25 protein-coding genes and 1 tRNA gene are annotated in these 24,209 nt (G+C 44.9%); 16 read left to right on the forward strand and 10 right to left on the reverse strand.

The window, feature by feature from the left end; all coding sequences use genetic code 11:
- Positions 1-40: 40 nt before the first annotated feature.
- Entirely contained in the window at positions 41-811 is a 771-nt protein-coding gene (locus tag IC612_RS08950) for a Rossmann-like and DUF2520 domain-containing protein (RefSeq protein ID WP_194739847.1), read from the reverse strand.
- Positions 812-926: 115 nt separating this feature from the next.
- On the opposite strand from IC612_RS08950, the gene IC612_RS08955 reads away from it, so the two are divergent.
- The 8 genes from IC612_RS08955 to IC612_RS08990 all read left to right on the forward strand — a co-directional run bounded on the left by IC612_RS08955 (position 927) and on the right by IC612_RS08990 (position 9,544).
- Positions 927-1,511, forward strand: coding sequence for an RNA polymerase sigma factor (locus tag IC612_RS08955; RefSeq protein WP_194739848.1), 585 nt, complete (start codon positions 927-929; stop codon positions 1,509-1,511).
- Positions 1,512-1,541: 30 nt separating this feature from the next.
- A complete protein-coding gene (locus tag IC612_RS08960; protein WP_194739849.1) occupies positions 1,542-2,102 on the forward strand; it encodes a hypothetical protein in 561 nt (186 codons plus the stop codon).
- 12 nt (positions 2,103-2,114) lie between these two features.
- On the forward strand, positions 2,115-2,741 hold the full coding sequence (locus IC612_RS08965; protein WP_194739850.1) for a hypothetical protein: 627 nt from the start codon (positions 2,115-2,117) through the stop codon (positions 2,739-2,741).
- Positions 2,742-2,892: 151 nt separating this feature from the next.
- Positions 2,893-4,689, forward strand: a complete 1,797-nt coding sequence (gene lepA, locus IC612_RS08970; protein ID WP_194739851.1) for a translation elongation factor 4 — start codon at positions 2,893-2,895, stop codon at positions 4,687-4,689.
- Between the two features lie 133 nt (positions 4,690-4,822).
- Positions 4,823-7,516: a TonB-dependent receptor gene (locus tag IC612_RS08975; RefSeq protein ID WP_194739852.1), complete on the forward strand. Its 2,694-nt coding sequence runs from the start codon at positions 4,823-4,825 to the stop codon at positions 7,514-7,516.
- 7 nt (positions 7,517-7,523) lie between these two features.
- On the forward strand, positions 7,524-8,390 hold the full coding sequence (locus IC612_RS08980; protein ID WP_194739853.1) for a GLPGLI family protein: 867 nt from the start codon (positions 7,524-7,526) through the stop codon (positions 8,388-8,390).
- A 64-nt stretch (positions 8,391-8,454) separates the two neighbouring features.
- Positions 8,455-8,973: a KdsC family phosphatase gene (locus IC612_RS08985; RefSeq protein ID WP_194739854.1), complete on the forward strand. Its 519-nt coding sequence runs from the start codon at positions 8,455-8,457 to the stop codon at positions 8,971-8,973.
- 1 nt (position 8,974) lies between these two features.
- Positions 8,975-9,544, forward strand: coding sequence for a Maf family protein (locus IC612_RS08990; protein ID WP_194739855.1), 570 nt, complete (start codon positions 8,975-8,977; stop codon positions 9,542-9,544).
- Between the two features lie 6 nt (positions 9,545-9,550).
- Here IC612_RS08990 and IC612_RS08995 read toward each other — a convergent pair whose 3' ends face one another.
- The 3 genes from IC612_RS08995 to miaE form a co-directional block, all read right to left on the reverse strand.
- Positions 9,551-10,927, reverse strand: coding sequence for a tryptophanase (locus IC612_RS08995; protein WP_194739856.1), 1,377 nt, complete (start codon positions 10,925-10,927; stop codon positions 9,551-9,553).
- Between the two features lie 73 nt (positions 10,928-11,000).
- The gene (locus IC612_RS09000) at positions 11,001-11,618 is read right to left on the reverse strand and encodes a DUF502 domain-containing protein (protein WP_194739857.1); all 618 of its coding nucleotides are present in this window, start codon (positions 11,616-11,618) and stop codon (positions 11,001-11,003) included.
- A 10-nt stretch (positions 11,619-11,628) separates the two neighbouring features.
- Entirely contained in the window at positions 11,629-12,207 is a 579-nt protein-coding gene (gene miaE / locus IC612_RS09005; RefSeq protein WP_194739858.1) for a tRNA-(ms[2]io[6]A)-hydroxylase, read from the reverse strand.
- Between the two features lie 152 nt (positions 12,208-12,359).
- Between miaE and IC612_RS09010 the strand changes: the two genes are divergently transcribed.
- Positions 12,360-12,605: a hypothetical protein gene (locus IC612_RS09010; RefSeq protein ID WP_194739859.1), complete on the forward strand. Its 246-nt coding sequence runs from the start codon at positions 12,360-12,362 to the stop codon at positions 12,603-12,605.
- 31 nt (positions 12,606-12,636) lie between these two features.
- Here IC612_RS09010 and IC612_RS09015 read toward each other — a convergent pair whose 3' ends face one another.
- Positions 12,637-13,737, reverse strand: coding sequence for an acyltransferase family protein (locus tag IC612_RS09015; RefSeq protein WP_194739860.1), 1,101 nt, complete (start codon positions 13,735-13,737; stop codon positions 12,637-12,639).
- A gap of 203 nt (positions 13,738-13,940) precedes the next feature.
- Between IC612_RS09015 and rplU the strand changes: the two genes are divergently transcribed.
- The 4 genes from rplU to IC612_RS09035 all read left to right on the forward strand — a co-directional run bounded on the left by rplU (position 13,941) and on the right by IC612_RS09035 (position 16,828).
- On the forward strand, positions 13,941-14,522 hold the full coding sequence (rplU, locus tag IC612_RS09020; RefSeq protein WP_194739861.1) for a 50S ribosomal protein L21: 582 nt from the start codon (positions 13,941-13,943) through the stop codon (positions 14,520-14,522).
- A 27-nt stretch (positions 14,523-14,549) separates the two neighbouring features.
- Positions 14,550-14,807, forward strand: a complete 258-nt coding sequence (gene rpmA / locus IC612_RS09025; protein ID WP_194739862.1) for a 50S ribosomal protein L27 — start codon at positions 14,550-14,552, stop codon at positions 14,805-14,807.
- Between the two features lie 141 nt (positions 14,808-14,948).
- Positions 14,949-16,031 (forward strand): endonuclease/exonuclease/phosphatase family protein, encoded by a 1,083-nt coding sequence (locus IC612_RS09030; protein WP_194739863.1) that lies wholly within the window; start codon positions 14,949-14,951, stop codon positions 16,029-16,031.
- A gap of 257 nt (positions 16,032-16,288) precedes the next feature.
- Positions 16,289-16,828, forward strand: a complete 540-nt coding sequence (locus IC612_RS09035) for a hypothetical protein (protein ID WP_194739864.1) — start codon at positions 16,289-16,291, stop codon at positions 16,826-16,828.
- A 526-nt stretch (positions 16,829-17,354) separates the two neighbouring features.
- Here IC612_RS09035 and IC612_RS09040 read toward each other — a convergent pair.
- Positions 17,355-17,813, reverse strand: coding sequence for a GNAT family N-acetyltransferase (locus IC612_RS09040; protein ID WP_194739865.1), 459 nt, complete (start codon positions 17,811-17,813; stop codon positions 17,355-17,357).
- Between the two features lie 54 nt (positions 17,814-17,867).
- Positions 17,868-18,407: a hypothetical protein gene (locus IC612_RS09045; RefSeq protein ID WP_194739866.1), complete on the reverse strand. Its 540-nt coding sequence runs from the start codon at positions 18,405-18,407 to the stop codon at positions 17,868-17,870.
- A gap of 301 nt (positions 18,408-18,708) precedes the next feature.
- Between IC612_RS09045 and IC612_RS09050 the strand changes: the two genes are divergently transcribed.
- From IC612_RS09050 to IC612_RS09060, 3 genes are all read left to right on the forward strand, one after another.
- The gene (locus IC612_RS09050) at positions 18,709-20,073 is read left to right on the forward strand and encodes an ammonium transporter (protein WP_194739898.1); all 1,365 of its coding nucleotides are present in this window, start codon (positions 18,709-18,711) and stop codon (positions 20,071-20,073) included.
- Between the two features lie 1,005 nt (positions 20,074-21,078).
- Positions 21,079-21,882, forward strand: coding sequence for a GLPGLI family protein (locus IC612_RS09055; protein WP_194739867.1), 804 nt, complete (start codon positions 21,079-21,081; stop codon positions 21,880-21,882).
- A 2-nt stretch (positions 21,883-21,884) separates the two neighbouring features.
- The gene (locus tag IC612_RS09060; protein ID WP_194739868.1) at positions 21,885-22,085 is read left to right on the forward strand and encodes a hypothetical protein; all 201 of its coding nucleotides are present in this window, start codon (positions 21,885-21,887) and stop codon (positions 22,083-22,085) included.
- A gap of 40 nt (positions 22,086-22,125) precedes the next feature.
- Here the strand turns inward: IC612_RS09060 and IC612_RS09065 are convergent.
- The 3 genes from IC612_RS09065 to IC612_RS09075 form a co-directional block, all read right to left on the reverse strand.
- Positions 22,126-22,199: transfer RNA gene (locus IC612_RS09065), tRNA-Asn, on the reverse strand.
- 74 nt (positions 22,200-22,273) lie between these two features.
- Positions 22,274-23,611, reverse strand: a complete 1,338-nt coding sequence (rseP, locus tag IC612_RS09070; RefSeq protein WP_194739869.1) for an RIP metalloprotease RseP — start codon at positions 23,609-23,611, stop codon at positions 22,274-22,276.
- Positions 23,612-23,723: 112 nt separating this feature from the next.
- Entirely contained in the window at positions 23,724-24,164 is a 441-nt protein-coding gene (locus IC612_RS09075) for a DUF6646 family protein (protein ID WP_194739870.1), read from the reverse strand.
- Positions 24,165-24,209: the final 45 nt, after the last annotated feature.

Below are 24,209 nucleotides of genomic sequence, written 5' to 3' on the forward strand. Positions count from 1 at the left end.
GAGAATCCAATCCGCTTGTTACAGAAAAGCCTAAAGTTTTTCAGCGGCCCTCTCCGTAGGTGCTTCCAAAGTGCGTACGCGCAATGGAGCGGCTCATAAGGCGGTAAAGTTCCAAAAGATGTCCTTCCAAAAGCGCCTCGTGGCGCGCGAGCACCACCTGGTCTCCCCGTACGGCAGGGCCGGTCTGGGCGGTGCGGGGGTCCAGCGTGTGGATTTTTTTTACCGTCTGGTCAATGAGGGGAAGAAAATGCCGGAACTCCAGGCCGTGGGCGCTGCAGAGCTCTTTGGTCAGAGTAAACAGATGATTCACAAAATTACTGCACAGTACGGCGCTTACATGCAGGTACTGGCGCTGGCTGTAGGTGGTGCGCGTAACCTTGGAAGAAATGCCCAGGGCCATACGCTGCAGAGCCGCAAAGTCCTTCTCCAGGGGCGCCTCAATGAAAAAAGGTATCTGGGAATAGTCCAGGGCTGCCTGCCGGGAGAAAGTCTGCATAGGATAGAAGCAGGCTTTTCTGTAGGGACCTTTTAGAACTTCCACAGGAAGCGATCCACTGGTATGGGCCACCAGAACCTCTGGATCGGTGATAAGCATGGAGACCTCTTCCAGGGAAGAGTCCGAGACACAAAGCAGATACAGATCGGCCTTCTCCAAATGCGTACTGGAGACATCAATCCCCGTGGCCTCCTTAAAGTTTTTCAGCGCTGCGGTATTTCGGCCATAAATTTGCTTGAGGTCTATGCCGCTTTTTATAAAGGCGTGGGCCAGGTGCCAGGCGACATTTCCTGTCCCCAGAATTACAGTTCTCATCCCGCTAATTTAAGGAATTAGTAGCCTTTTCTGCCCGCTTTAGGCTGTTTTTTACAAAACTCGACTGTGTTGGAGCATAAAGTATTGGAGAATAATTTTAACTTTAGGACCGATAATGAATCCAAAGAACCAGAAGCAAAAGTCTAGCGAAAAAGACCAGAACATTGTGGCGCTACTCTCTAAGAGCAGCAGCCACAACGAAGGCATGAAGCTTCTGATGGACAGCTACCAGAGCAGACTGTACTGGCATATCAGACGGTTTGTGGTGGATCCCGATGCCACGGAGGATATCCTGCAGGATACTTTTATCAAAGTCTACCAGAATTTCCACCAGTTCAAACAGGATTCCCAACTCTATACCTGGCTGTATCGAATTGCCACCAACGAGGCGCTGCAGTATATAAACAAACAGAAACGCATGCAGAAATCCTCTCAGGACGTGGAAAAGGATCTGGAAAATCTCGTAGCGCACAACGCATCAAGTGATGCGGAAGAAATACAGGTCCTGCTGCAGAAGGCCATCCAGTCGCTTCCCGAGAAGCAGAAGTTGGTGTTTTCCATGCGCTACTATGAGGAAATGCCCTACGAGGAGATGAGTCAGGTACTGGATATGTCGGTAAGTACGCTGAAAACCAACTACCACTATGCCAAGCAGAAGGTAGAAGACTATATAAAACTACACTTCCACGATCTGGACTGATCCGGGAAGTTTACCGAAAAAAAAGAGAAGATGAAAGAGTTTAACATCGAAGAATTAGAAAGAAAGAACATATACCAGGCTCCGGAGGGGGTGTTTGAGCGTATACAGAGTACTGTGCTCTCTCAGGTAGAGGCTACTTCGCCTAGGAGCCAGCCGAAGCGCTTTTCCCTAAAGTCTTATACCAGATATGCGGCAGCGGCCGTACTGGCCCTAGTTTTTGGACTGGGCCTCTATACGCTGCAGACCCAGGAGCAGTTTGATCAGGAAAAAATTGATCGGGAATTTAAATTAAGCGTGGCCGGAGCGTCTTTGGAAAACAGCAACGAGCCTCTTGCCGTGGAAGAAAATTCCAAAGAGGCGCCAGGGGAGGTTTTAACTTCTCCGCCCGCAGCTAATCCAACCCATACAACGGTTCTAACTGCTGCGCGCACTACTTCGGTAAAGGCCGCTCCGGTTCAGGCAAGAGCTAAAACCACCAAACCGCTGAAAACAGAGGCTGCAGTAGAGCAGATATTGACCTCGTTTTCTTCCGCGGAACTGGCCGAGCTCTCCAGTGATGCCGAACTTGATGTGTATTTGGATCTGTATTAATTAATAATTGTGATGAAACAAATTGTATTAACCCTTTTGCTTGTATTTACCCTGGGAACGCTCAGCCAAGCGCAGAGCATCTCGGTGGAAAAATGGCAGCAGGCGGATAGCCAGGAGCGAAAAAGTATGCTCAAGGACATGAGCCCCGAGCAGAAAAAGCTTTTCTATAAGGATCTTAGAGAAAACATGCTGGTAGAGGAACTAAAAGTGCCCGCCAAAGACCGGGAATCCTTCAAGAGGATGTACTCGGAGTATCAGGACTCCCAGCGCAGAATAAAAGAGGACTTCAGTCATGATTTCGATCCGGACAAACTCTCCGACCAACAGGCCCGTGAAAAGCTGGAAGAGAGTTTTCGGTACGGAGAGCGGATGATTGATACCCGAAGAGAATATGCACGCAAAATGCAGGGAGTAATAGGACCGCAGCAGGTGCTTAAAATGTTCAAGCACGAGGGCGAGATGCGCGATCGGATGCTGGAGCGAAGAATACAAAGCCGCGTAGAGCAGACTGCTCCGGGAAGCGGCATGCGCAACAGTAATTCCGGAGAGTTCCGGTCTTCCCCACAGCACATGCAATCCGGTCAGAGGCCTATGCTACGTACGCCTGCTCCTTCGGGAATGCGCAGCGGAAGCAGATAATCAACCCATAATAGTTTATTTTTTTAATGTGAGACGGCCCCGGTGAATTTTCATCGGGGCTGTTTTTTGGATTCTGTCCCGAAAGGACGATGAGCGGAACAAATAAAAAATTCCATTAAAAAAACCTATTTTTGCACTTCGAACAAAACCAATGAAAAACATTCGTAATTTCTGCATCATTGCACATATTGACCACGGTAAATCCACTTTGGCAGACCGCCTCTTGGAATATACCAATACGGTGACCCAGCGCGAACTTCAAACCCAGACCCTGGACGATATGGATCTGGAGCGCGAGCGGGGGATTACCATTAAGTCCCACGCCATTCAGATGGATTACGAGTTTGAGGGTGAAAAATACACCCTGAACCTGATTGATACGCCCGGGCACGTGGATTTTTCCTACGAAGTCTCCCGCTCCATCGCCGCCTGTGAAGGAGCACTTTTAATCGTTGATGCGGCACAAAGTATACAGGCCCAGACCATTTCCAATCTCTACCTGGCCCTGGAAAACGATCTGGAGATTATTCCTATTCTGAATAAAATAGATCTTCCTTCCGCAAATCCCGAAGAGGTTACTGATGAGATCGTGAACCTTCTGGGGTGCAGCCCCCAGGACGTATTGCGCGTCTCGGGAAAAACCGGAGAGGGCGTTAGGGATCTTTTAGAACAGATTGTAAAGCGTATCCCTGCCCCAAAGGGCGATCCCGATGCGCCCCTGCAGGCCCTGATTTTTGACTCGGTCTATAACCCCTTCCGTGGAATAGAGGCCTATTTTAAAGTGGTGAACGGAAGCATTAAAAAAGGTCAGAAAGTACAGTTCATGGCTACGGGTAAGACCTACGAAGCGGACGAGGTAGGGACCTTAAAACTCAAGCAGGCACCCAAGTCGCAGATTCTTACCGGTGATGTGGGGTATATAATTTCCGGAATAAAAGATGCCCGCGAGGTCAAAGTGGGCGATACCATAACGGCGACAGAAAACCCCGCCACCGTGGCTATTGAAGGGTTTGAGGAGGTAAAACCCATGGTATTTGCCGGAATCTATCCGATTGAATCCGAAGACTTTGAGGAGCTGCGCACCTCACTGGAGAAACTGCGTCTGAACGACGCCTCCCTGGTGTTTGAAGCGGAGAGTTCGGCGGCCCTGGGCTTTGGATTCCGATGCGGATTCTTAGGAATGCTCCATATGGAGATCGTCCAGGAACGTCTGGACCGGGAATTTGACATGAACGTCATTACCACCGTTCCCAACGTGTCCTACCACGGGTATTCCAAGAAAGAACCCGACACGCCTATTCTTATCAATAACCCTTCGGAGATGATAGACCCTACGATTCTGGACCGTGTGGAGGAGCCTTTCATCAAGGCCTCCATAATAACCAAGTCCGACTACGTGGGAGCGGTAATGACCCTGTGTATTGAAAAACGCGGAGAAATCGTAAACCAGAGTTATCTGACGGCCGAACGCGTGGAGCTGGTCTTTAATATGCCTCTTTCCGAGGTGGTTTTTGATTTCTACGACCGGTTGAAATCCATCTCCAAAGGCTACGCTTCGTTTGACTACCATCCGATCGGGTTCCGCGCCTCGAAACTCGTAAAGATGGATATCCTTATCAACGGTGACATGGTCGATGCCCTCTCTTCACTCATCCACGAGAGCAATGCCTACTACATCGGAAAGAAAATGTGCGAGAAGCTCCGCGAACTTATACCGCGTCAGCAGTTCGATATCGCCGTACAGGCGGCCCTGGGAACCAAAGTAATTGCCCGTGAAACCATCAAGGCACTAAGAAAAGACGTTACTGCCAAGTGTTACGGTGGGGATATTTCCCGGAAACGAAAGCTTCTGGAAAAACAGAAGGAAGGAAAGAAAAAAATGAAGCAGATCGGCCGCGTGGAAGTACCCCAATCGGCATTTATGGCGGTTCTGAAGCTGAACGATTAACCCCCAAAGAATTTATTATTCCCTATAAAAAGGATGCTTTTACTAAAAGGCATCCTTTTTTAGGACCGTAAGGTACTTGGCCCCGCTGTAACATTTGGACGCTACAGAGTACTAATGTCTAAAAAAACAATCCATGAAACACACGCTGCTTTTGCTCACGTTCTTTTTCTCCGCACTCTTCTATGGACAGAGCACCCTGAAAGGAAAAGTTACCGATGAGGACGGCTCCGGGGTCGGAAGCGCTTCGGTAACGGTAGAAGAGCCTGGAAAAGATGCCATCATCGCCTATGCCCTGACCAACTCCAAGGGGGAATACACCCTTACTTTTACCTCCGAGCAGAGTCAGGTGGATGTAAAGGTAAAGGCATTCAACCACCGAAGTACCCTTAAGGTGGTGAGTAACAGCTCTCAGAATGTGGATTTTACCATTCAGACGGAAGCGACCGAAATCAAAGAGGTAAAACTAAAAACCCGCCTTATTACCAAGCGCGGAGATACCATTGCCTACGATTTGAACGAGTTCGACAGCAAAAGCGACCGTACCCTCTCCGATGTACTAAAGAAGATACCGGGGATCGAGGTCAACAGCAGTGGCGCCATCCTCTACCAGGGGGAGCCTATCAATAAATTCTACGTCAACGGAAAGGACCTTATGGAAGGGGGCTACGGCACCGTGGTCAATGCGCTTCCCAAAGACGCGGTACAGAAAATGGAGGTGATGGAAAACCACCAGCCCATTAAATCCCTGCAGGATAAAATCCCTTCGGAGAATGCTGCCATTAATATCAAACTTAAAAATAAAGTCACCATGACCGGGCGCGGAGAAGTAGGCGTGGGCATGGATCCGCTGCTTTGGAACGTGAAACTCACCCCCATGTTCTTTGGACAGAAAAACCAGTGGGTACTGAACTACAAAGCCAACAACAGTGGGGAATCGGTAGAAAACGAACGCAATATCCTGGCCTTTGGTTCGCGCTTTGAGGGCACGCGCCGCCAGGCCGCCCAGCGCAGCTGGCTGGGTGTGGACCGCGCCCAGGTGCCCAATGTCCCGGAAAAGCGCTACCTCTTAAACAATGTACATTACCTCTCGGCCAACCTACTTACCAGTCCTTTCAAGGACAAAGAGTGGGAACTTAAAGTAAATGCCAGCTACTCCAATAATTCCATTGAGCGCTCCTCCTTCCGCGAGACCATCTACGAGCCCTCGGAGTATTTTCCTTCAGGCGCCAGTGCACGCACGGACCTGAGCAACGATTTCTACGCACAATCGGCCAAGGGGGAAGTGATTTTAACAAAGAACGCCAAGAAAGGGTTCTTTAAAAATACCACTACCTGGAACGGTTTCTGGAACGACGACCGCGGCATGGGACGCATCGTAGACTCCCGCACGGGAACCATCTCCATGGACCAGAAACTCAAGTCCCCAAGCGGAATGTTCCAGAACTCCTTAAGTACCATCATACCTTTTAAAGACAAAATGGTCAACGTGATGAGCTACATTAGCCACCAAAAGGACCGGCAAAACCTCTCGGCAGAATATGAGAATTTCCAGGATTTCGAAGACTATTTCGGGCAGAACTTCTCCAGATTAGACCAGCAGCTCGAACTTCAGACCACCAATATCAACCACTCGGCCTCGGTAGGCTTTAACGTGAAGCGCTGGACCCTTTCCCCGGAAGTAGGACTCAATATGTCCCTTAACGAGATGAATTCCCTCCTGGAAGGAGACGGCGTAGCCCTGGGAGAGGACTTTAGAAACGATATGCGTTGGAACGAGCTGAATCCCTACACCCAGCTGGGAATTAACTACAAAGGAGGGGGACTGAATATGAATATCACCCTACCGATGAATTTCTACGGCATCACCTACAAGGACCAGATCCGAAACACCTCTCAGGACATCAGCAGAAGTGTCTTTGAACCGAGCTTCTGGGGAAGCTACGATTTCACGTCCTTCTGGAAGCTCTGGGCCTTTGCCAATGTAAACTATAATTTTGGGGATTTTGGTTCCCTTTATTCGGGGAACATTCTCAGCTCCCCGCAGAATATCGGAAACAACGACAACCTGCTTCCTGAGACCCGCAGTACCACCATCGCTCCGCGCCTGGAGTACCGCAATCCACTGAACAACCTGTTTTTCAATCTGCGCTACGCCCAAAGCAGCGTGAAGCGTAACCTTATTGCGCGTACTACCATCTTCTCCTCCGGAGCCAATATCAGTGAATTGGAATACTTTGACAATACCACGCGCTCCTCCAACCAAAGCGCAGAGATTGGTAAGTATTTTCCTAAGTTTAAGACCAACCTTTCCACTACGGTCTCCAACCGCGATAATAACGGTTATTCCCTGCTTGTAAACCAGTCCACCGGGGAGAGCAATTTGATTGAAACCGAGACCAACGGACAGAGCTGGAGCCTGAAATTCAACAACAGCTATTTCTCCTGGATGAGTGTGGACTACAGCCTTTCGATGAACTGGAATAAGAACAAGAACCTTTTCTACGGCAATGAGATAAAAACCTCCGGATGGAGCCATAATCTGGCGGCGTACTTCTACCCTATTGAAAACCACACCATTGGATTCTTCTGGGACGAGGGCACCACCTCACAACTGGATGAGAGCTTTAGAAACTCTTTCTACGATCTTTCCTACCAGTTCTCCTGGGCTAAGAAGAAGATGGATTTCGAGGTGAAATGGCTAAATATTGCCGGTACCAAAGTCTACGAGCAGATTTCCTACAACACGAGTCTTCTCTCCACTACGCGAAGCAGTATGCAGATACGTCCAAGCCAAGTCCTGTTTACTGTGAAGTTTAACTTTAAATAATCCACCTATGCAACGAGCTGCCCTACTTCTTATTGTTCTCTTTTCCTCGGCCCTTTCTTCCCAGACGCGCGCCATCTACGAGTACCGCTTTGCGATTGATTCCACCCGAAAGGACAGCGTGGTAAGTGAGCTGATGTATCTGGATATATCCGAGAAGGGCAGTAAATTCTACAGCAAGCAGGCCCACGACAGTGATTCCCTTGCAGCGGCGGAGGTAAGAAAACAGATCGCCTCGAAATCCTCTAACATACAGATCAAGCGCTCGGGACAGAGTGCCGTGGGCTTTGAAGTGGAAAAAACGCCCCAGAAAGAGGTGTATCTCCTAACCACTGTGGGGCGTGACTACTTCCGGGTCAAAGACGAGCGAGAGCTCTCCTGGACAATCCATCCCGAGACCGCCGTGCATGAAGAGCTTAAAATACAGAAGGCCACCACGCAGTTTGCAGGAAGGGAGTGGACCGCCTGGTTTAGTCCCGAGGTACCGATTGCGGAAGGTCCCTACAAGTTCCACGGACTTCCGGGACTGATTATAAAGCTTGAGACCAAAGACCAATCGCATAGCTTTACCCTCAAAGGCCTTAGGAAATCCCCGGGTTCTTCGGCCGACATGTCCCTTCCCCAGGGCGTGGAGGTGCCGTTCTTCTCGCGCAAACCCATCGAAGTGGACCGCAAACAGTACAACAAACACCTTGAGCAGTACCGAAAGGATCCCGTGCAGGGCATGCGTGAGATGCTCTCTCAGCCTAATTCCAAGGTGGTAATCAATGTAGGGGGCGTGGAGTACTCAAATCCCCAGGACATACTGCGTCAGATGGAGAAGAGCGCAAAAGAGCGCGAGAAGAAACGCAACAATCCAATAGAGCTGGAAAACTAATTCCTTTCTTTTACTTCCCTCTAGTAGGAAGGAACTTCGTATTTTAGCTGGATAATAAGCTGCTATGTCCTATAAATCCAAGCTACACGCCGTAAAGGCTTTTGTATTTGATGTCGACGGGGTCTTTACCGACGGAAGTGTATACTTACTTCCGGGGGGTCATATGTCTCGCGTAATGACCGTTTTGGACGGGTACGCCGTGGTAAAAGCCGTAAAGCTGGGCTACCCGATTGGGGTGATCACCGGAGGAGACGATGCGATGGTGCGCCACCGACTGGAGTATCTGGGAATTACCGATTACTACCCCAAGTCCCACGACAAGATGCAGGATTTTAAATCCTTTCTTTCCAAACATTCCCTTGCGCCATCGGACATTCTTACGATGGGGGACGATCTTCCGGACTACGAGATGATGCGCTCCTCTCTGCTTGCGACCTGCCCGAGTAATGCCGTGGCGGAGATAAAAGCGATCTGTCAGTACGTATCGCCCTACGGGGGAGGGAAAGGTGCGGTGCGCGATGTCATTGAGCAGGTGCTTAAAGTGCAGGGACACTGGCAATTAGATAACACGCAATCTGTTTAGTATGTACCGCCTTCTTCTTGCTTCCCAGTCCCCACGCCGTCAGGAGCTGCTTTCCTCCCTGGGCTTTTCCTTTAACGTGGTCTCTACCGGGACCGAGGAGCTTTACCCCCAGGACCTTCCCGCAGCAGAAATTGCGCCCTATCTCTCTGAGCTCAAGGCTCGGGAATATGGCCCCCTGGAACGCGGAGATCTGCTTCTTACGGCCGATACGGTAGTAGTGCAAAAGGAGCGCATTTTGGAAAAACCTCTGGATGCAGCCCACGCCCAGGAAATGCTCTTACTGCTCAGCGGCTCTTCCCACCAGGTCTATACCTCCTTTACCCTTAGATCTACAGATGCTTCCAGTACCTACACCGACCGGGCCACTGTGCATTTTGATACCTTTTCCCCAGAAGAAATACAGTACTACATCGCCCGCTATAAACCCTTTGACAAAGCCGGAAGCTACGGCATACAGGAATGGCTGGGAATGAGTAAAGTGACAGGGATTGAAGGCAGTTTCTACACCATCATGGGGCTTCCTACCCATTTGGTGTACTGCCATCTATCCCCGTATTTTCCGCTGGGCTAAACCCGATTACACCGGGGAGAGTTGTACGGTAAAATGGCGCATGATGGGCGCTTCCTCTATAATCCGATAGCCTTTAGTGATCTCATCGCGGCGCGCAAATACGTTTTCCACGGCCTGCGCCACATAATCCATATGGTTATTGGTATAGGTTCGCCGGGGGATGGCAAGACGGACAAACTCGGTCTGCGGATAGCGGTTTTCCCGGGTAAGGGGATCGCGGTCGGCTAGGATGGCCCCGATTTCTACGCCGCGTATGCCTGCCTCCCGATAGAGTTCCAGCGCCAGGGTCTGGGCCGGGAACTGCTCCCGGGGTACATGGGGCAGGAATTTCAGTGCATCGATAAACACGGCATGGCCGCCAATGGGATTCTGAAGCGGTACACCGCTTTTTAAAAGACGCTCCCCGAGATACTCTACCTGCGAAATCCTGGAATGCAGATAGCCGTGCTCGGTGGCTTCATCCAGTCCCACGGCAAGGGCCGCCATATCGCGTCCGCTCATTCCTCCGTAGGTTACAAACCCCTCGTAGACAATAACCAGCGTGGAGGCTTTATCGTAGAGCGCCTTATCACGCAGGGCAATGAATCCTCCGATATTTACCAGTCCGTCCTTCTTGGAGCTCATGGTCATTCCGTCTCCGTAGGAGAACATCTCGCGGCAGATCTCCTTAATGGAGCGCTCCTTTTGACCTTCTTCCCGCTGCTGGATAAAGTAGGCGTTCTCGGCAAAGCGTGCCGCATCAAAAAACAGGGGAATGGAAAATTCTTTGCAGAGGGCACTTACCTGGCGTATGTTTTCCAGCGATACAGGCTGTCCTCCAGAGGTATTGCACGTTATGGTAATTAGGCAAAAGGGTATTTGCTCTTTGGGGGTGGAGGTAAATTCCTTGCGCAGTTTTTCAAGGCTCAGATTGCCCTTGAATGGATGGGGGCTGGAGGTATCAAAGGCCTGGTCCACCGTGCAGTCCACGGCCGTGGCTTTTCGAAACTCGATATGGCCCTTGGTGGTGTCAAAATGGGAATTTCCCGGTACCCGGTCCCCTTCTTTGACCAGAACCGAGAACAGTACGTTTTCGGCGGCCCTTCCCTGGTGGGTGGGAAGAAGATGTGCAAATCCAGTGATGCGCTCCACGGTATCTTTCAGCTCGTGGAAGGAGCGCGAGCCTGCGTAGCTCTCATCGCCACGCATCAGGGCCGCCCACTGCAGATCGCTCATAGCGCCTGTGCCGCTGTCGGTGAGAAGATCAACAAAGACCTGCTCGCTGCGGAGGTTAAATAAGTTGTATCCCGCACTTTTAATCCACTCAGAACGCTGCTCTTGGGTGGAGGGGAAAATGGGCTCGACCATTTTGATGCGGTAGGGTTCGGCGTAAGGTAGTTTCATAACAAATGGGTATTTAGGTGCTGTTTGAAATAAGAGTTTAGAGACGGGAGTTCTTGGGAACTAAAGTCTGTGCTTATTCCGGCGCCTTAAATACCGCCTCGTCCGAATGGAAGCCTGCAACGCCACCGCTCACTGCAAATTTCATGGCCGAAGCCGCCGACATAGTGTGGATGCGGCGTATGTCCTCTTTTCGAGAGATAATTACCCATCCGGAAATGGCGTAGGAATGCGGAAGGTACACCGCGCAGTGCGAGGCGTCGAATTCCCCGGACATATCCTCCTGGGTTAAGAACCCAATCCGCCAGGTCTCCGGACTTTCCTCAGTGCGTACCCAGACCGGTACGTTGAATTTCTTCTTGTCTCCTACAAACGAAGACATCACATCCTTGGTGGGCGTGTAGATATGCCGTACTCCGGGAATGCGCTCTAAGGTTCGGTCTACCTTAGAGAAAAGCCGCTGCCCGAAGACAATTTTATTGCTTATATAGCCTATAGTGATAAGTCCCGAAAGCACCAGAAGAAACGTGATGCCGGGATAGAGCTTTTCCGAGAGGTAGGGGATGCTTTGGTCGATGGAAGAGACCAGATACCACAGTACCATAACCGTCAGGGTGGTCGGCCCCACAATCAGCAGCCCCTGAAAGAGGTGCTTTAGAAGGGTACGGGCTATATGTCTGCGGGACAGGTTCATGGGATCGGGGTTATCCGTGTATAGTTTCTTTGGTGCCGTATCCCTTGATTACCTCGGCCTCATATTCGAGCCACTCTTCCCAGCGCTTATTTACTTTATCGGGATCTCCCAGCTGGCGTGCAAAGCCTATAAAGGTCGTATAGTGATTCGCCTCGGAAATCATCAGTTCGCGGTAGAATACCTTTAGTTCCTCGTCCTTTATGGTTTCGGTTAGCACCTTGAAACGCTCGCAGCTCCGGGCCTCGATCATGGCCGCAAAAAGCATACGGTCGATGATAAGGTTCTCGCGACTGCCCTGAACGATGAATTTCGCCAGATCGTTCACGTAGTCGTCCTTCCTGGCGCGTCCCAGAACATACCCACGGGCTTTTATAATCTCATGGACCTGCTGAAAATGCTCCAATTCTTCCTGGGCAATGGAAAGAAGTTCCGAGACGATTTCGGGATGCTCGGGAAGCATGGTGATCAGGGTAATGGAGTTGGTGGCGGCCTTTTGCTCGCACCAGGCGTGGTCGGTTAGTATTTCCTCCAGATTTGACTCTGCGATATTGGCCCAACGGGGATCGGTGGGTAGCTTTAATTTAAACATGGCTTTTTAACTCTTCTTAGAAAGTTTAAAAATAGCATATATTTTTCAGAATTTTTTTTCCTATTTATATGTTTCAGTAGATTTCAGTGGGTTTAGAGGTTCTTGGCACTCCAATTGAGAAGTAGTTGGTATAACAAATAAAAAAATAAATTATGAAAGCAACTACCACTCTAGTAAAAAGAAAGTTCGAGAAACTTACGCTTCTTATGATCATGTTCTTCTCCAGTGTATACGCATTAGCTCAAGAAGCAACCGATGCGGCAGTAGATATTACTACCACTGAAACCACGACAACTACTACGGAAGAATGGTTCACTAACCCACTGTACTGGGTTCTGGGTGCACTTCTTTTAATAATTCTTATTGCCGTAGTTGCAAGAAATAATAAAAGAGACTAGATAGTAAACCAAAACAATAGCCTTATATATGCTACTGCGGGATTTTTCTCGCAGTAGCTTTTTTTATGCGCTGCAGCACGTTCCATCCGAAGCTATCGTAGCGCTTCAAAACAAGTGCTATACCGTAAGCGAGCAGCGCATTTACTACAAAGGCAAGAATAAGGAGCACTGGCCATGGGAGTAGTTCTTCCAAAGGTACCACCATAAAATAAATAAGCGAGGAACTGATCCCTTGCGCAAAATAAAAGAATATGGCGTTCTGCCCTATGAAAGTAACAACCGAGGCCCTAGAAATTTTTACCCGGTTGTACAGATAGAAAAGAAGCAGCAGTGAGGGTGCGATCCACAGCACGTACGGAAGGCGTGGAGGGAACTTCTGTTTGTTTATAAGGTAAAAGTATTCTGTGCCCTTGACATAAAACAGTAGCCCAAGGCTAAGGATAGAGGCCGTAGCTAAAATCAGTCCCCAGGTCCTGGAGAGTTTTCTTCCTTTTAGAAGGTTTGCTAAAAGGAAAATCCCCAGATACAGCGCTACATACCCGACCTGCCCGGAAGGATAAAGCCATGGGAAAAGTGCATAGATTGCGGTAAGTCCCAGGCAAACGGCTACAATCCACTCCACGTGGCGCGGGAAAAACCGAAGGACAAGAACACCAAAGACGGTAAGGATGAAATAGACTTTCAGGTACCAGAAGCTTCCCATTACTACCGGAAAACTATCGGCATTGGTATAGCTGTGTACCCACCAGTTCCCTAGGTTCTGCCACTGCGGATAATAAGAGAGCGAGCGTGGAACGTACTTTTCTCCGAAGATCTGAAACATTTCTTTAAAGGCTGCTTCCCCAAAAAAAGAAAGGCCCACAACTTTTATAAGATAGTCCAGGACAAACAATAGGCCCACAAAGAGCATGTAGGTAATCTGTAGCTTTAAGAGCCGCATGAGGGTTTTGTCTACATTCCCTCCTGAGGTGATACCGCTCAGGGCATAGAACAGCGGCACGTCGATAAGAAGCGATAAGATCCTTAGTTCCGTCGGAACATAGAACTGTCCGGACCAAAAGACCGTATGGATGAAAATTACCGAGAGGGTGGCTATGCCTTTGGCGTAGTCGATAAAGAGGTCGCGCTTCATAGTACTTAAGGAAGAATTTTATCAAAAATAGGAAATGTTCTTCTTGCTGCGGATTATTTTTTTTTGTGGGTCCGAGAGAAGGGACCTTTATACATGTGTTACCGGAATTACTTAAAATATTGGAGTGCTAGGTTTTAATTCAAATATTTTTGTTATTTTTGCACACTCAAATAAGATTATTAACACTTAAAATTTATAAACAAATGTTTGCAATTGTAGAGATAGCAGGGCTTCAATACAAAGTTGAGCAAGACCAGAAGTTGTTTGTAAACCGTTTGAAAGGAGACAAAGGTGCGAAAGTATCTTTCGATAAAGTGCTTCTTACAGTAAACGGTAAAGCAACGGTTGGCGCCCCGGCTGTAGATGGTATCACTGTAGATGCTGAAATCGTAGATCACGTCCAAGCGGACAAAGTAATCATCTTCAAGAAGAAAAGAAGAAAAGGATACGCTAAGAAAAACGGTCACAGACAACAGTTAACCCAGATTGTAATTACCGGAATTACAGGTTTCGATAACAAGAAGTCTGAAAAGAAGGAAAACAAGAAGTCTGAAGCAGTAGCTACAGGGAACGCCGATTCGGATACTGTAAACTTCAGCGAAGACCACGAGCTAAACTACCACCTTAAAAAGCACAGTCTTTCTCAGTCTAAAGACAACAGAGAAACACTAACGACTTTAGCAGGTGAGTACAAAACCGCAGAAGGAAAAAACGTTCTTACGCATCAAGAGGTCGATACTCTTATCGAAAAGAACATTTCCCAGTTTAAAGAATTAAAAAAATAACAAACCCCTTAAATACCTAATTAAGAAATGGCACATAAAAAAGGAGTTGGTAGTTCCAAGAACGGTAGAGAATCGCATTCCAAAAGATTGGGTGTGAAAATCTTCGGTGGACAGGACGCAATCGCAGGAAACATCATTGTAAGACAGAGAGGTACGCAACACCACCCAGGTGACAACGTGGGTATTGGTAAAGACCACACCCTGTTTGCATTGGTAGACGGAAAAGTAGTTTTCAGAAAGAAAGCAAACAACAGATCGTTCGTATCTGTAGAGCCTAACGCGTAAGACCGCGTATAGGTTAGACTATACCATAAAGAAAGATTCCATGTAAATGGGATCTTTTTTTTTGTTCCTTACAGCAAAGAAAAAGGCTAAGAAGTATAATTATTGTATTTTTATGCCACTAATATCCCGTGATAACTCCTGATGGACACTGTTTTACTACTTCTCTCGGCGCTTTTAATCCTTCTTAGCGTCCTGCCTTTTGTTCCCAACCAACACTGGGTATTCCGCGCTGCAGAATTTATAAAACTCCAACTGTTTTTACTCCAGGTGGTGGTTTTTGGTTTGGTCTGGGCGCTGGTGCCTCCCACCTGGCCCGTTCTTCTGCTGCAGGGAGTGCATCTAGTAGTCATTGGGTACCACCTTTGCCTTTTGCTTCGGTATACCAAATTCTGGAAAAATACCAAGCACACGCCTACAAAGCGCGCCTCAGAGTCTGTATCGCTTATCTCGTGTAATGTGTGTCAGTTCAACACGCAGTACGAGCGCTTCACAGACTTTGTCCTAGCAGAGGATCCCGATATACTATTAACGATGGAATCCGATGAGAAATGGGGTAGGGCGCTTGAAACGCTAAAGGACAAGTACCCGACTTTTCATGACGTGCCCTTAAACAATACCTACGGCATGCATTTTCTAACGCGCCTTAAGGTCCATTCGGTAAAGACGCATTTTTTTGTGTCTTCGGATATTCCCAGCATAGAGGCCGAGCTCGAAACCCCCGACGGACAGCGCTTTGTATTCTTCGGCGTGCATCCCCCACCACCCAGCCCTACGGAAGAGCCTACCTCTAAAGAGCGCGATGGGGATCTTTTAAGCGTAGCAAAATGCGTTCGGGATATGAAGCTTCCGGTAGTGGTCACCGGAGACTTTAACAACGTGGCCTGGGGGAAAACCTCCATTCTCTTTAAAAAGACCAGTGAGCTCATTGATGCGCGCATCGGCAGGGGCATCCTTGCGACTTTCCATGCGGACTACTTGTTTTTTCGGGCGCCGCTGGACCTGCTCTTCCACAGCGCCGATATCTTCATTAAAAAGCTCTTTATATACCCGACCGTAGGATCCGACCATTTTCCGGTAGGCTGCCGATTCTACATCGATAGAATCTCCATGAAACAGGTAAAGGATATCAAGACTCTCGAACAAGATGAAAAAGAGGAAGTAGAAGAGCTTATCCAAAATGGTAAAGGGGAGCATAGTCCCAATCGGGATCCGCACAGAAAGTAGTCACTTCAGCACATGTGGGTGCCTTTAAAGTCTATTGATTTTTTCATTTATTCAGCGTATGGGCATTTTCTATGCCACTTCCGTTTTCGTATTGGTTGTACTTTAACGAATGTTCTTATCTAGAGCTACGCTCTCTCCCATTACTTCTTAAAAAACTATAAGAAATGTTAAACGCCTAATTGCCCCATCTCTGTGGCAAGGTAATTGGTCTTAGGTTATTAACCAAAAAAAATATTAAACATTAAAAAATTTACATTATGGAAAATCAACCGTACAGACCAGAATTTAGAAGTGATTATGTATCAAGAGTGTTTAAAGACAGAGACGAGGCCGACAGAGCCTACAGTGATCTGTATGAAAGAGGATACACTCAGGACGATATCAATGTAATGATGTCCGACGAGACCAGAGACCGTTACTTTACCAACTCAGAGCATGATAGTGAACTAGGGGACAAAGTAGCCGAAAACGCAGGAAAGGGATCACTGATCGGAGGAGGTATTGGAGCTGTTGTAGGAGCAGTGGCTGCCATTGGAACTAATGTTATATTTCCTGGATTAGGGCTTATTGTAGCTGGTCCACTTGCTGCTGGGCTTGCAGGCGCAGGCGCAGGAGCTGCAACGGGGGGACTTGTAGGTGCACTTACCGGTACCGGCGTGCCTGAAGATGAGGCAAAAAGATATGAATCTGAAATAAAAGACGGAGGTATTTATATGGGTTACAAGCCGAAATCAGAAGAGGATGCCCGAGTTACTTACGACCGTTGGTACAACGACGATACAGAAGCGAGACTGTAAATAGTACATCAATAAACTAACCGGTACAGGATAATTCTTGTGCCGGTTTTTTTAATTGATGAAATTGTCACGACAATTAAGTACAAAGCGTAATCTCCTGATGCTCCCTTGTGGATTCTTGGAAGTAAGCGAAAGATTGAATTCACGGAAAAAGTTCTCGACAAATTTTCTGATAACATTGATTGGAAATCTCTTTCAAATAACGAAAATCTACCAATTTCAGAATCGTTACTAGATAGATACATAACTAAATGGAATTGGAACAATTTATCTTCAAATCCTAATCTACCTATTTGTGAATCTTTTGTAAATAAATATTCATCATTGATTGATTGGGGTTCGCTATCTTTAAATCGAAGTTTACCTTTGCACCATTTTTATTCATGCTGCTACAACCATGTTCCATATCTTAAATGAAAAATGTGGAACATGGTTGTTTACATAGCCTTTAAATCCGTGAGTTAAAAAACAGATACATGAAAGTTTTTTAAGTCTCATTAGCTGTTTAAAAAGGTATTAACATCTGTTACGAAATAATTTCTTTTTCAAAACAGATGCTACTTTCCACATTTGCGTATTGTCCATAGTTAGGAATGATTTGAAAATCATTTTTCTTATACAGACCAATAGCTTCAATCATTTTGTTACCGGTTTCTAAAATACATTTATTATAACCTAATTCCTTTGCCCAAAGTTGTAATTCTAATAGGATTATTCCTGCAATTCCATTCCCTCGTTTATCTGCAGGAACAAACATCCTTTTAATTTCCATAATTCCTTCTTCATAATCTTTCATAGCTCCGCATCCTACAGCAATTCCATCAGCATCGTAAGCTAAGACAACATTTCTAATCTTGTCTATTTTGTTGTATTGAGCAAAGAACTCATTTGTATCTCCATTTTTACTCGCCAAATCTTTATCAAGTTCTAAGACTAAGTTTTGAAAATCTACATTATCGGAATTTGTTCTTTTTATGATATGCATATGTACGTCTTCAAACTAAATTTCACATTCTTCTTTAAAGTCTTTCAGTTAGAATTACTTCTTCTCCAAAAGGTAGAGCTTATAGCCGTTAAACGCCATGCTTGGCACCAAACCACCCTCTAAAACCATGGTTTTTCTGGACGCATCGACCACCGTTATATAATTACTGGAATGAAACTGAATGTAGTTCTCCCTCTCATTTGAGCTGGGATTCTTCCCATATTTCATTTTGTAGTCCACAAAATTCTCCTTTTCACCGGAGCTATACACTGGTCGAAATTTCTCTCTTTTTGAGTTGAACTCAATTTCCATAGAACCGCAGCCTCCAAAATCAGCAGTACTTTCAGGCGCTGGATCATTCTCAAAATCCTCATACGTACCTTTGTACACACCCACAATCTTCCACGTGCCATCTAAGCGGTCGGGATCTATTTTCCCTTTGGCTTTACTTACCGTCCAGCTAATGCCCTCTACGGTTCCTTTAACAACTTTGTAACCGGCTGTAGCAAAGGTTTTAACTACTTTACCCGCAGTTGATACCACACAGGACTCTAAAATAAAGAAAGCTAGTAACAATAGGATAATCTTTTTCATCTTGATTGTTTTTGGATTATAAGAATGCTTATTTCAATTCTTAAAGCAACTAGCATCAATTATCTCGCCTTTATTCTCACCCAAGTCAAGTAAAATACCCTTTTAAAGAATTGTTTGTGGTTTTCATATTAACACAAAAACCATCTAGAGAAACTCCCCTTTATTATAATTTTATACACAAACTATAAAAGATAAAATCGGGGTTAATATGAATTTTTTATTAAAATTTTCAATATACCCCCTTAAAATTAATCCTTATATTTTAAAAAACATATATTTGCTTAAAATTACTGATAAAAACATGGGGGTACTAGAAAATAAAAAGAAAATTACTGCAAAGTGGTATGTTGCATTTTCCTTAATTTCTGTTCTTGCTATTTCGGCATTATTTATTCCTGACTCAAATGACTCGACTCCTGATCCAAGACGATTTTTAACTGAGAAAGATATCGTCCCTTCGGACATAGCTTGGGTGTTGTCCGCAGCAGGACTGGTTCTTTTAATGACTCCAGGACTTTCATTTTTTTATGGCGGTATGGTTGGAAAGAAAAACATTATTTCAACCATGCTTCAAAGTTTTGTTTCTCTTGGTGTAATCTCCATTCTTTGGCTTGCCGTTGGATTTTCCCTATCATTTGGAGAATCTTTAGGCATCACCTTAGCAGGTGAGCATTACGGCCTTATTGGAAACGCACTCTCCTATCCTTTCTTTTTAAATGTACCACTGGTTCCACATAAGGACATGGCACCAACCATTCCCTTTGTATTGTTTGCTTTATTTCAAATGAAATTCGCGGTTATAACCCCTGCACTTATCACCGGATCATTCGCAGAGCGTGTACGTTTTATTGCGTACTTACTTTTCATTGTTTTGTTTTCTCTTTTAATTTACTCTCCGCTCTGTCATATGGTGTGGCATCCAAATGGACTGCTAAACAAGTTCTTTGGTATTAAAGATTTCGCAGGGGGTACCGTGGTTCATATCAGCGCTGGCTTCGCAGCACTTGCAGGTGCATTAAAACTAGGAAGAAGAACCAGTCCACACCATGAGCCCTCCAACATTCCATTTGTAATCCTAGGAACAGGCATGCTTTGGTTTGGATGGTTTGGCTTTAACGCAGGGTCAGCCTTATCAGCAAGTCCAACCGCTGCGCTTGCATTTGGAACAACCACCATCGCTTCAGCGTCTGCTATGATGACTTACATCTTTTTTGATCGAATCAATGGGCGAAAAATATCCGCTGTTAGCGCATGCATTGGCGCAGTGGTAGGCCTTGTGGCCATCACACCTGCCGCTGGATTTGTTACAATTCCTGAAAGTTTGTTTATTGGATTCATTTCGGCTATCACTTCAAACCTCATGGTGAACTGGAAAAAACTTAAAAAAATAGACGATACGCTGGATGTTTTTGCTTGCCATGGTGTTGGCGGTATTATGGGAATGATTTTAACCGCTGTTTTTGCGCACGGTGAAAATGCCAGTCTTTTACATGGAGGCTTTTGGGTATTCCTTCATCACATGGCAGCTCTTATCCTTGTATGCGTATTTTGCCTTTTTGGCGCTTTGGTCATTTACGAAATCACCAACCGACTTATTCCACTAAGAGTTTCCAGCACTTCAGAAGAGCTTGGACTCGATCTCTCTCAACACGATGAAAAACTGTAGCATATATTTTTGATTTTTAAGGAAGGCCGCCAAAGAGTAAAATCTGAGGCGGTTTTTTTTCTCACAATTTTAAATTTCTTCGATTATAAAAACAATAGGATTTGGGATTAATCATACCCAACAAAATTAAGACTGTACGCTATTTTTACTCCAAAACTACATACTATTCATTGTTGTAAAACCCATACATATCGGCGTTTAAGCGAATTTTTTCACTTTATATTAAAAAGCAAAAAGAAACCTAAGAATTAATTTCTTAACCTTAACTAACTAGAAAACAAAGCCATTATGCGGTGCATTTTTCTTTAGAGCTAAAATCAATTAAACCTTTTAAATCATGAGAAAAACCTTATTCATCTTTCCCCTTGTAGCGTCTTTAGCGCTTTTTCAGGCACAAGAAAACCTTAATTTTGGCGCCTCTTTTTATGTGTAAAATGGCAAAATTTGGGGTAAAATTTAGGGTAATAGGGAAAAGAAAAAGCACCTACAAAAGTCTGTAAGTGCCTGATTTTCAACTGCTACTCCTGCTAGGCTCGAACCAGCGACCCTCTGATTAACAGAAGGCCAAGCCTACTTTTCATCTATTTGCATCCTGTTGTATATCAATGAAATAGCAAATTTTTCCTTTCCGTCTTTTTCCCATTTTTTCATTGTTTCACACAAAATGTTTCAGTATTGTTTCAGGAGATTTGTTCATGGCAGAAGATTGCAAAGCTTGCAGTTTCTGCAATTTCTGCAGAATTGATATATTTGTCCAACCTATAAATAATATGGACAATGGACATATTGTTCATTAGAAAATCTGTCCCAATGAAAAAATCTGTTTTTAGATTAAGCGATACAAATCAACATGTCAATTACGACACATTTGATATTGCGGATGCAGACAACATGCGAACTGTTAAGAAATTACCAGTTCTTGTAACAAGTGTATGTAACTAAAACTTTAAAGGCTGTTTTTATTCAAGAAGCAGCCTTTTTACTTCAAATGACAATATTACAATTATGAAAAACTATTTTTTATTTATTTTTTTTACATTTAGCATTTTAAACGCTCAAAATATAACATTTATTTATGAAGTAAAGAATAAATCCAATCCTAACATTAAGGATTATTTCACAGAAAATTATTATTTAGATGTTTTGGGGTTACAATCGGTATTTCGTTCAGAAAAAGATAGAATTTCAGATTCGCTTGTTGAGAAGTCTGGTTATGGATTGGGACGTAAAATAAATTTTAATAATCAATTATACTCCTATAAAAATTTAGCGAACAAATCTGTTAGAAAAAATATAACGTCACCTTCCAATGATAATTATTTTATAAATATTACAGAACCTCTTAGATGGAAAATACAAACAGATACTATTAAAATTTCTCAATTTAATTGTCAAAAAGCAAATGTTTCATACGGTGGACGGAATTGGACAGCGTGGTTTACCTCAGATATTTCTATTTCTGATGGACCATACATCTTTTACGGATTACCAGGTTTAATTATAAAAATGCAAGATGAGAGTCAAGACTATATCTTTAATATGATTGAAGTTATAAACTCTAATAAGAATAATATGTTTGCATTGAGAAATGGAAAAGAAATTACGTGGGATACATATAGGAAATTACTGATAAACTATTATGACAATCCTTTTTCAGAAATTAAAACAATGGGGGTAAAATACCAGTCCGTAGACAGTAATGGGCAGCCAATAAATGTAGATTTAAAAAGTTTAACAGAAAGTACCCAAAGACAAATAAAGAATTATAACAATCCATTGGAACTAAATCATAAAATAGATTTTAAATAGTTATGAATTTAGATAAGCTAACCAAAAAACTTAACGTAAATACTCAAGAATTTAAATTCCAATTCCAATCCCATCCCAATTATCCCTCTGCATTAGCATTAAGTGATACCTTAAACTTTTTAGGTATTGAAAATTCCGCTTATGAATTAGAGAAAGAATATTGGAATGAAATCCCAACCGAAGAATGTTTCAGGCAAAAATAGAAAAAGGGTTTCACATTTCTGTAAAACCCTCTGTTTTAAGCTCCTCCTGCTGGGCTCGAACCAGCGACCCTCTGATTAACAGTCAGATGCTCTAACCAACTGAGCTAAGGAGGAATGCTCTATTGTTTTTAAGCGTGTGCAAATATAAGTCCTTTTTTGAATTTGCACAAATTATTTTTTAAAATTTTCTAGAATCTACCCGTAATCCACTTGAAGATATCGTTCCCGAAGATAAGTACCATTAACCCAAGTAAGAAGATTACGCCAATCATCTGTGCGTTTTCCAGCACCTTCTGAGGTACCGGTTTCCCTACGATCATCTCATAAAGGGTAAACATCACATGACCTCCGTCCAGTCCCGGGATAGGGATAAGGTTTAGGAAAGCAAGCCACACCGAGAACATCGCTGTGAAGCCCCAGAAAAATTCCCAGTTTATTTCTTCCGGCATTTGCTTAATGATCCCAATAGGACCAGAGACTTTCTTATAGCCTTGGGTGGTGCTGTTAAATACAATCTTGAACTGTTTAATCTGCATTACCAGTACATCGATGGTGCGCTCAAGCCCTCTAGGAATAGCTTCCAAAAAGCCATATTTACGTCTAACCTGCGTTTTTTCAAGTTCTTGCACCATTTTACTTACGTCTGGTGCAAAGCCAAGTTTTCCGTCGGTAGAAACCTTTGCCGGCGTTGTAATTAGTGAATCCCCACGCTGTACCTGAAGAGTTATATCTTTATTCTTAGAGGAATCCAGTGCTAAAGAAAGCTCGTCAAAAAAACGAATGGGTTTGCCCTCTACTCCTACAATCTGATCACCTTTCTTAAGGCCCGCCTCCTGGGCGCTGCTTTTTGGAAGTATAGAGTCTACAACTGCGGGAAATCGCTGCGAAAAATAGGCGCGGGCCTCATTGGCTTTAAGTACTTCGGCTACCCCATGTTCGTTTACCGGGAAGGTGACTTCTTTTCCGTCTCTAAGAACAGTTACCTCATCGGCAAAAAGCATATTTATTAGAGAGGTCTCAAAACGGGGCGTTTCTTTCCCGTCAATCTTTAGAATCTTATCGCCACTGCGAAGTCCTATTTTATGTCCTTCTGCAGTTACTGCTATTCCGTTTTCGAATTTGCTGTTGTCGTGGTACTGCTCACCGTTGAAGAAGGAAAGGGAGGAGTAGATGATCCAGGCGAGAAAGAAGTTTACAGTAACCCCACCGAGCATGATGATAAGTCTTTGCCAGGCCGGTTTGCTTCTGAATTCCCAAGGCTGCGCAGGTTTACTCAGCTGCTCCGTATCCATACTCTCATCGACCATTCCGGCAATCTTTACGTAACCACCCAAAGGAAGCCAACCGATTCCGTATTCCGTACCGCCGATTTTCTTTTTGACCACCGAAAACCACGGGTCAAAGAAGAGATAGAACTTCTCAACGCGGGTTTTAAAATATTTAGCGGGGATAAAGTGACCCAGTTCGTGAAGAACAACAAGTATGGAGATGCTTAGAAAAAACTGAAATAGTTGGACAGCAGTCATTAATTAGGTTTAATAAAAATTAGAATTCTGCAAATGTACACATTATGAGAAGTATGCCAAAGAAAAAAGGTTCTCCCAAAAGGAGAACCTTACATATAGAATTTATACTTTCTTAGAAATTGAAGGAAACACCAAGGCTACCGTTGTTTCCAAATTCACCATAGATACCTACATTCTGGTTAAAGAAGTACCGAACACCTAAGTGGGCACCGATACCAAAATCCTTACCTAGAACACCTAAGTTAACTCCTGGATAGATATCCCACTGTTCAGGAAGATTTAGTGGCTCCTGTAGGTGGAAGCCCAAACGTCCAAATAGAAACACATTATTGTCTTCGTTGTCGTCTTTATATCCGTCAAAATATACGTTTGCACCTGCACCAATGGATACGATGCTACCTAAACCGTAGTCGTACGTTCCGGTGATACCTGTACCGTAACCCCAGCCGTTAAGACCGATCTGTAGTTTCTGATCTCCCTGACCGTCCCACGCCTGCGCAGAAACAGTACTTCCGAATAGTAGCATTGAGAATACTAAAACAAGCTTTTTCATAATTTTTTATATTTTTATAAGTTCAAGGCCCTAAGTCCAAAAAAA

Source organism: Planobacterium oryzisoli (assembly GCF_015354315.1).
In the GTDB taxonomy this organism is placed as follows: domain Bacteria; phylum Bacteroidota; class Bacteroidia; order Flavobacteriales; family Weeksellaceae; genus Planobacterium_A; species Planobacterium_A oryzisoli.

Coding starts and splice junctions, on each gene's coding strand:
- IC612_RS09060 (WP_194739868.1), top strand. CDS start 21,885: ATGAATTTAGATAAGCTAACCAAAAAACTTAACGTAAATACTCAAGAA.
- IC612_RS09055 (WP_194739867.1), top strand. CDS start 21,079: ATGAAAAACTATTTTTTATTTATTTTTTTTACATTTAGCATTTTAAAC.
- IC612_RS08980 (WP_194739853.1), top strand. CDS start 7,524: ATGCAACGAGCTGCCCTACTTCTTATTGTTCTCTTTTCCTCGGCCCTT.
- IC612_RS08995 (WP_194739856.1), bottom strand. CDS start 10,927: ATGAAACTACCTTACGCCGAACCCTACCGCATCAAAATGGTCGAGCCC.
- IC612_RS09075 (WP_194739870.1), bottom strand. CDS start 24,164: ATGAAAAAGCTTGTTTTAGTATTCTCAATGCTACTATTCGGAAGTACT.
- IC612_RS08990 (WP_194739855.1), top strand. CDS start 8,975: ATGTACCGCCTTCTTCTTGCTTCCCAGTCCCCACGCCGTCAGGAGCTG.
- IC612_RS08955 (WP_194739848.1), top strand. CDS start 927: ATGAATCCAAAGAACCAGAAGCAAAAGTCTAGCGAAAAAGACCAGAAC.
- IC612_RS08950 (WP_194739847.1), bottom strand. CDS start 811: ATGAGAACTGTAATTCTGGGGACAGGAAATGTCGCCTGGCACCTGGCC.
- lepA (WP_194739851.1), top strand. CDS start 2,893: ATGAAAAACATTCGTAATTTCTGCATCATTGCACATATTGACCACGGT.
- IC612_RS09035 (WP_194739864.1), top strand. CDS start 16,289: ATGGAAAATCAACCGTACAGACCAGAATTTAGAAGTGATTATGTATCA.
- IC612_RS09000 (WP_194739857.1), bottom strand. CDS start 11,618: ATGAACCTGTCCCGCAGACATATAGCCCGTACCCTTCTAAAGCACCTC.
- IC612_RS09050 (WP_194739898.1), top strand. CDS start 18,709: ATGGGGGTACTAGAAAATAAAAAGAAAATTACTGCAAAGTGGTATGTT.
- miaE (WP_194739858.1), bottom strand. CDS start 12,207: ATGTTTAAATTAAAGCTACCCACCGATCCCCGTTGGGCCAATATCGCA.
- IC612_RS08960 (WP_194739849.1), top strand. CDS start 1,542: ATGAAAGAGTTTAACATCGAAGAATTAGAAAGAAAGAACATATACCAG.
- IC612_RS09010 (WP_194739859.1), top strand. CDS start 12,360: ATGAAAGCAACTACCACTCTAGTAAAAAGAAAGTTCGAGAAACTTACG.
- rplU (WP_194739861.1), top strand. CDS start 13,941: ATGTTTGCAATTGTAGAGATAGCAGGGCTTCAATACAAAGTTGAGCAA.
- IC612_RS08985 (WP_194739854.1), top strand. CDS start 8,455: ATGTCCTATAAATCCAAGCTACACGCCGTAAAGGCTTTTGTATTTGAT.
- IC612_RS09040 (WP_194739865.1), bottom strand. CDS start 17,813: ATGCATATCATAAAAAGAACAAATTCCGATAATGTAGATTTTCAAAAC.
- rpmA (WP_194739862.1), top strand. CDS start 14,550: ATGGCACATAAAAAAGGAGTTGGTAGTTCCAAGAACGGTAGAGAATCG.
- IC612_RS09030 (WP_194739863.1), top strand. CDS start 14,949: ATGGACACTGTTTTACTACTTCTCTCGGCGCTTTTAATCCTTCTTAGC.
- IC612_RS08965 (WP_194739850.1), top strand. CDS start 2,115: ATGAAACAAATTGTATTAACCCTTTTGCTTGTATTTACCCTGGGAACG.
- IC612_RS08975 (WP_194739852.1), top strand. CDS start 4,823: ATGAAACACACGCTGCTTTTGCTCACGTTCTTTTTCTCCGCACTCTTC.
- IC612_RS09045 (WP_194739866.1), bottom strand. CDS start 18,407: ATGAAAAAGATTATCCTATTGTTACTAGCTTTCTTTATTTTAGAGTCC.
- rseP (WP_194739869.1), bottom strand. CDS start 23,611: ATGACTGCTGTCCAACTATTTCAGTTTTTTCTAAGCATCTCCATACTT.
- IC612_RS09015 (WP_194739860.1), bottom strand. CDS start 13,737: ATGAAGCGCGACCTCTTTATCGACTACGCCAAAGGCATAGCCACCCTC.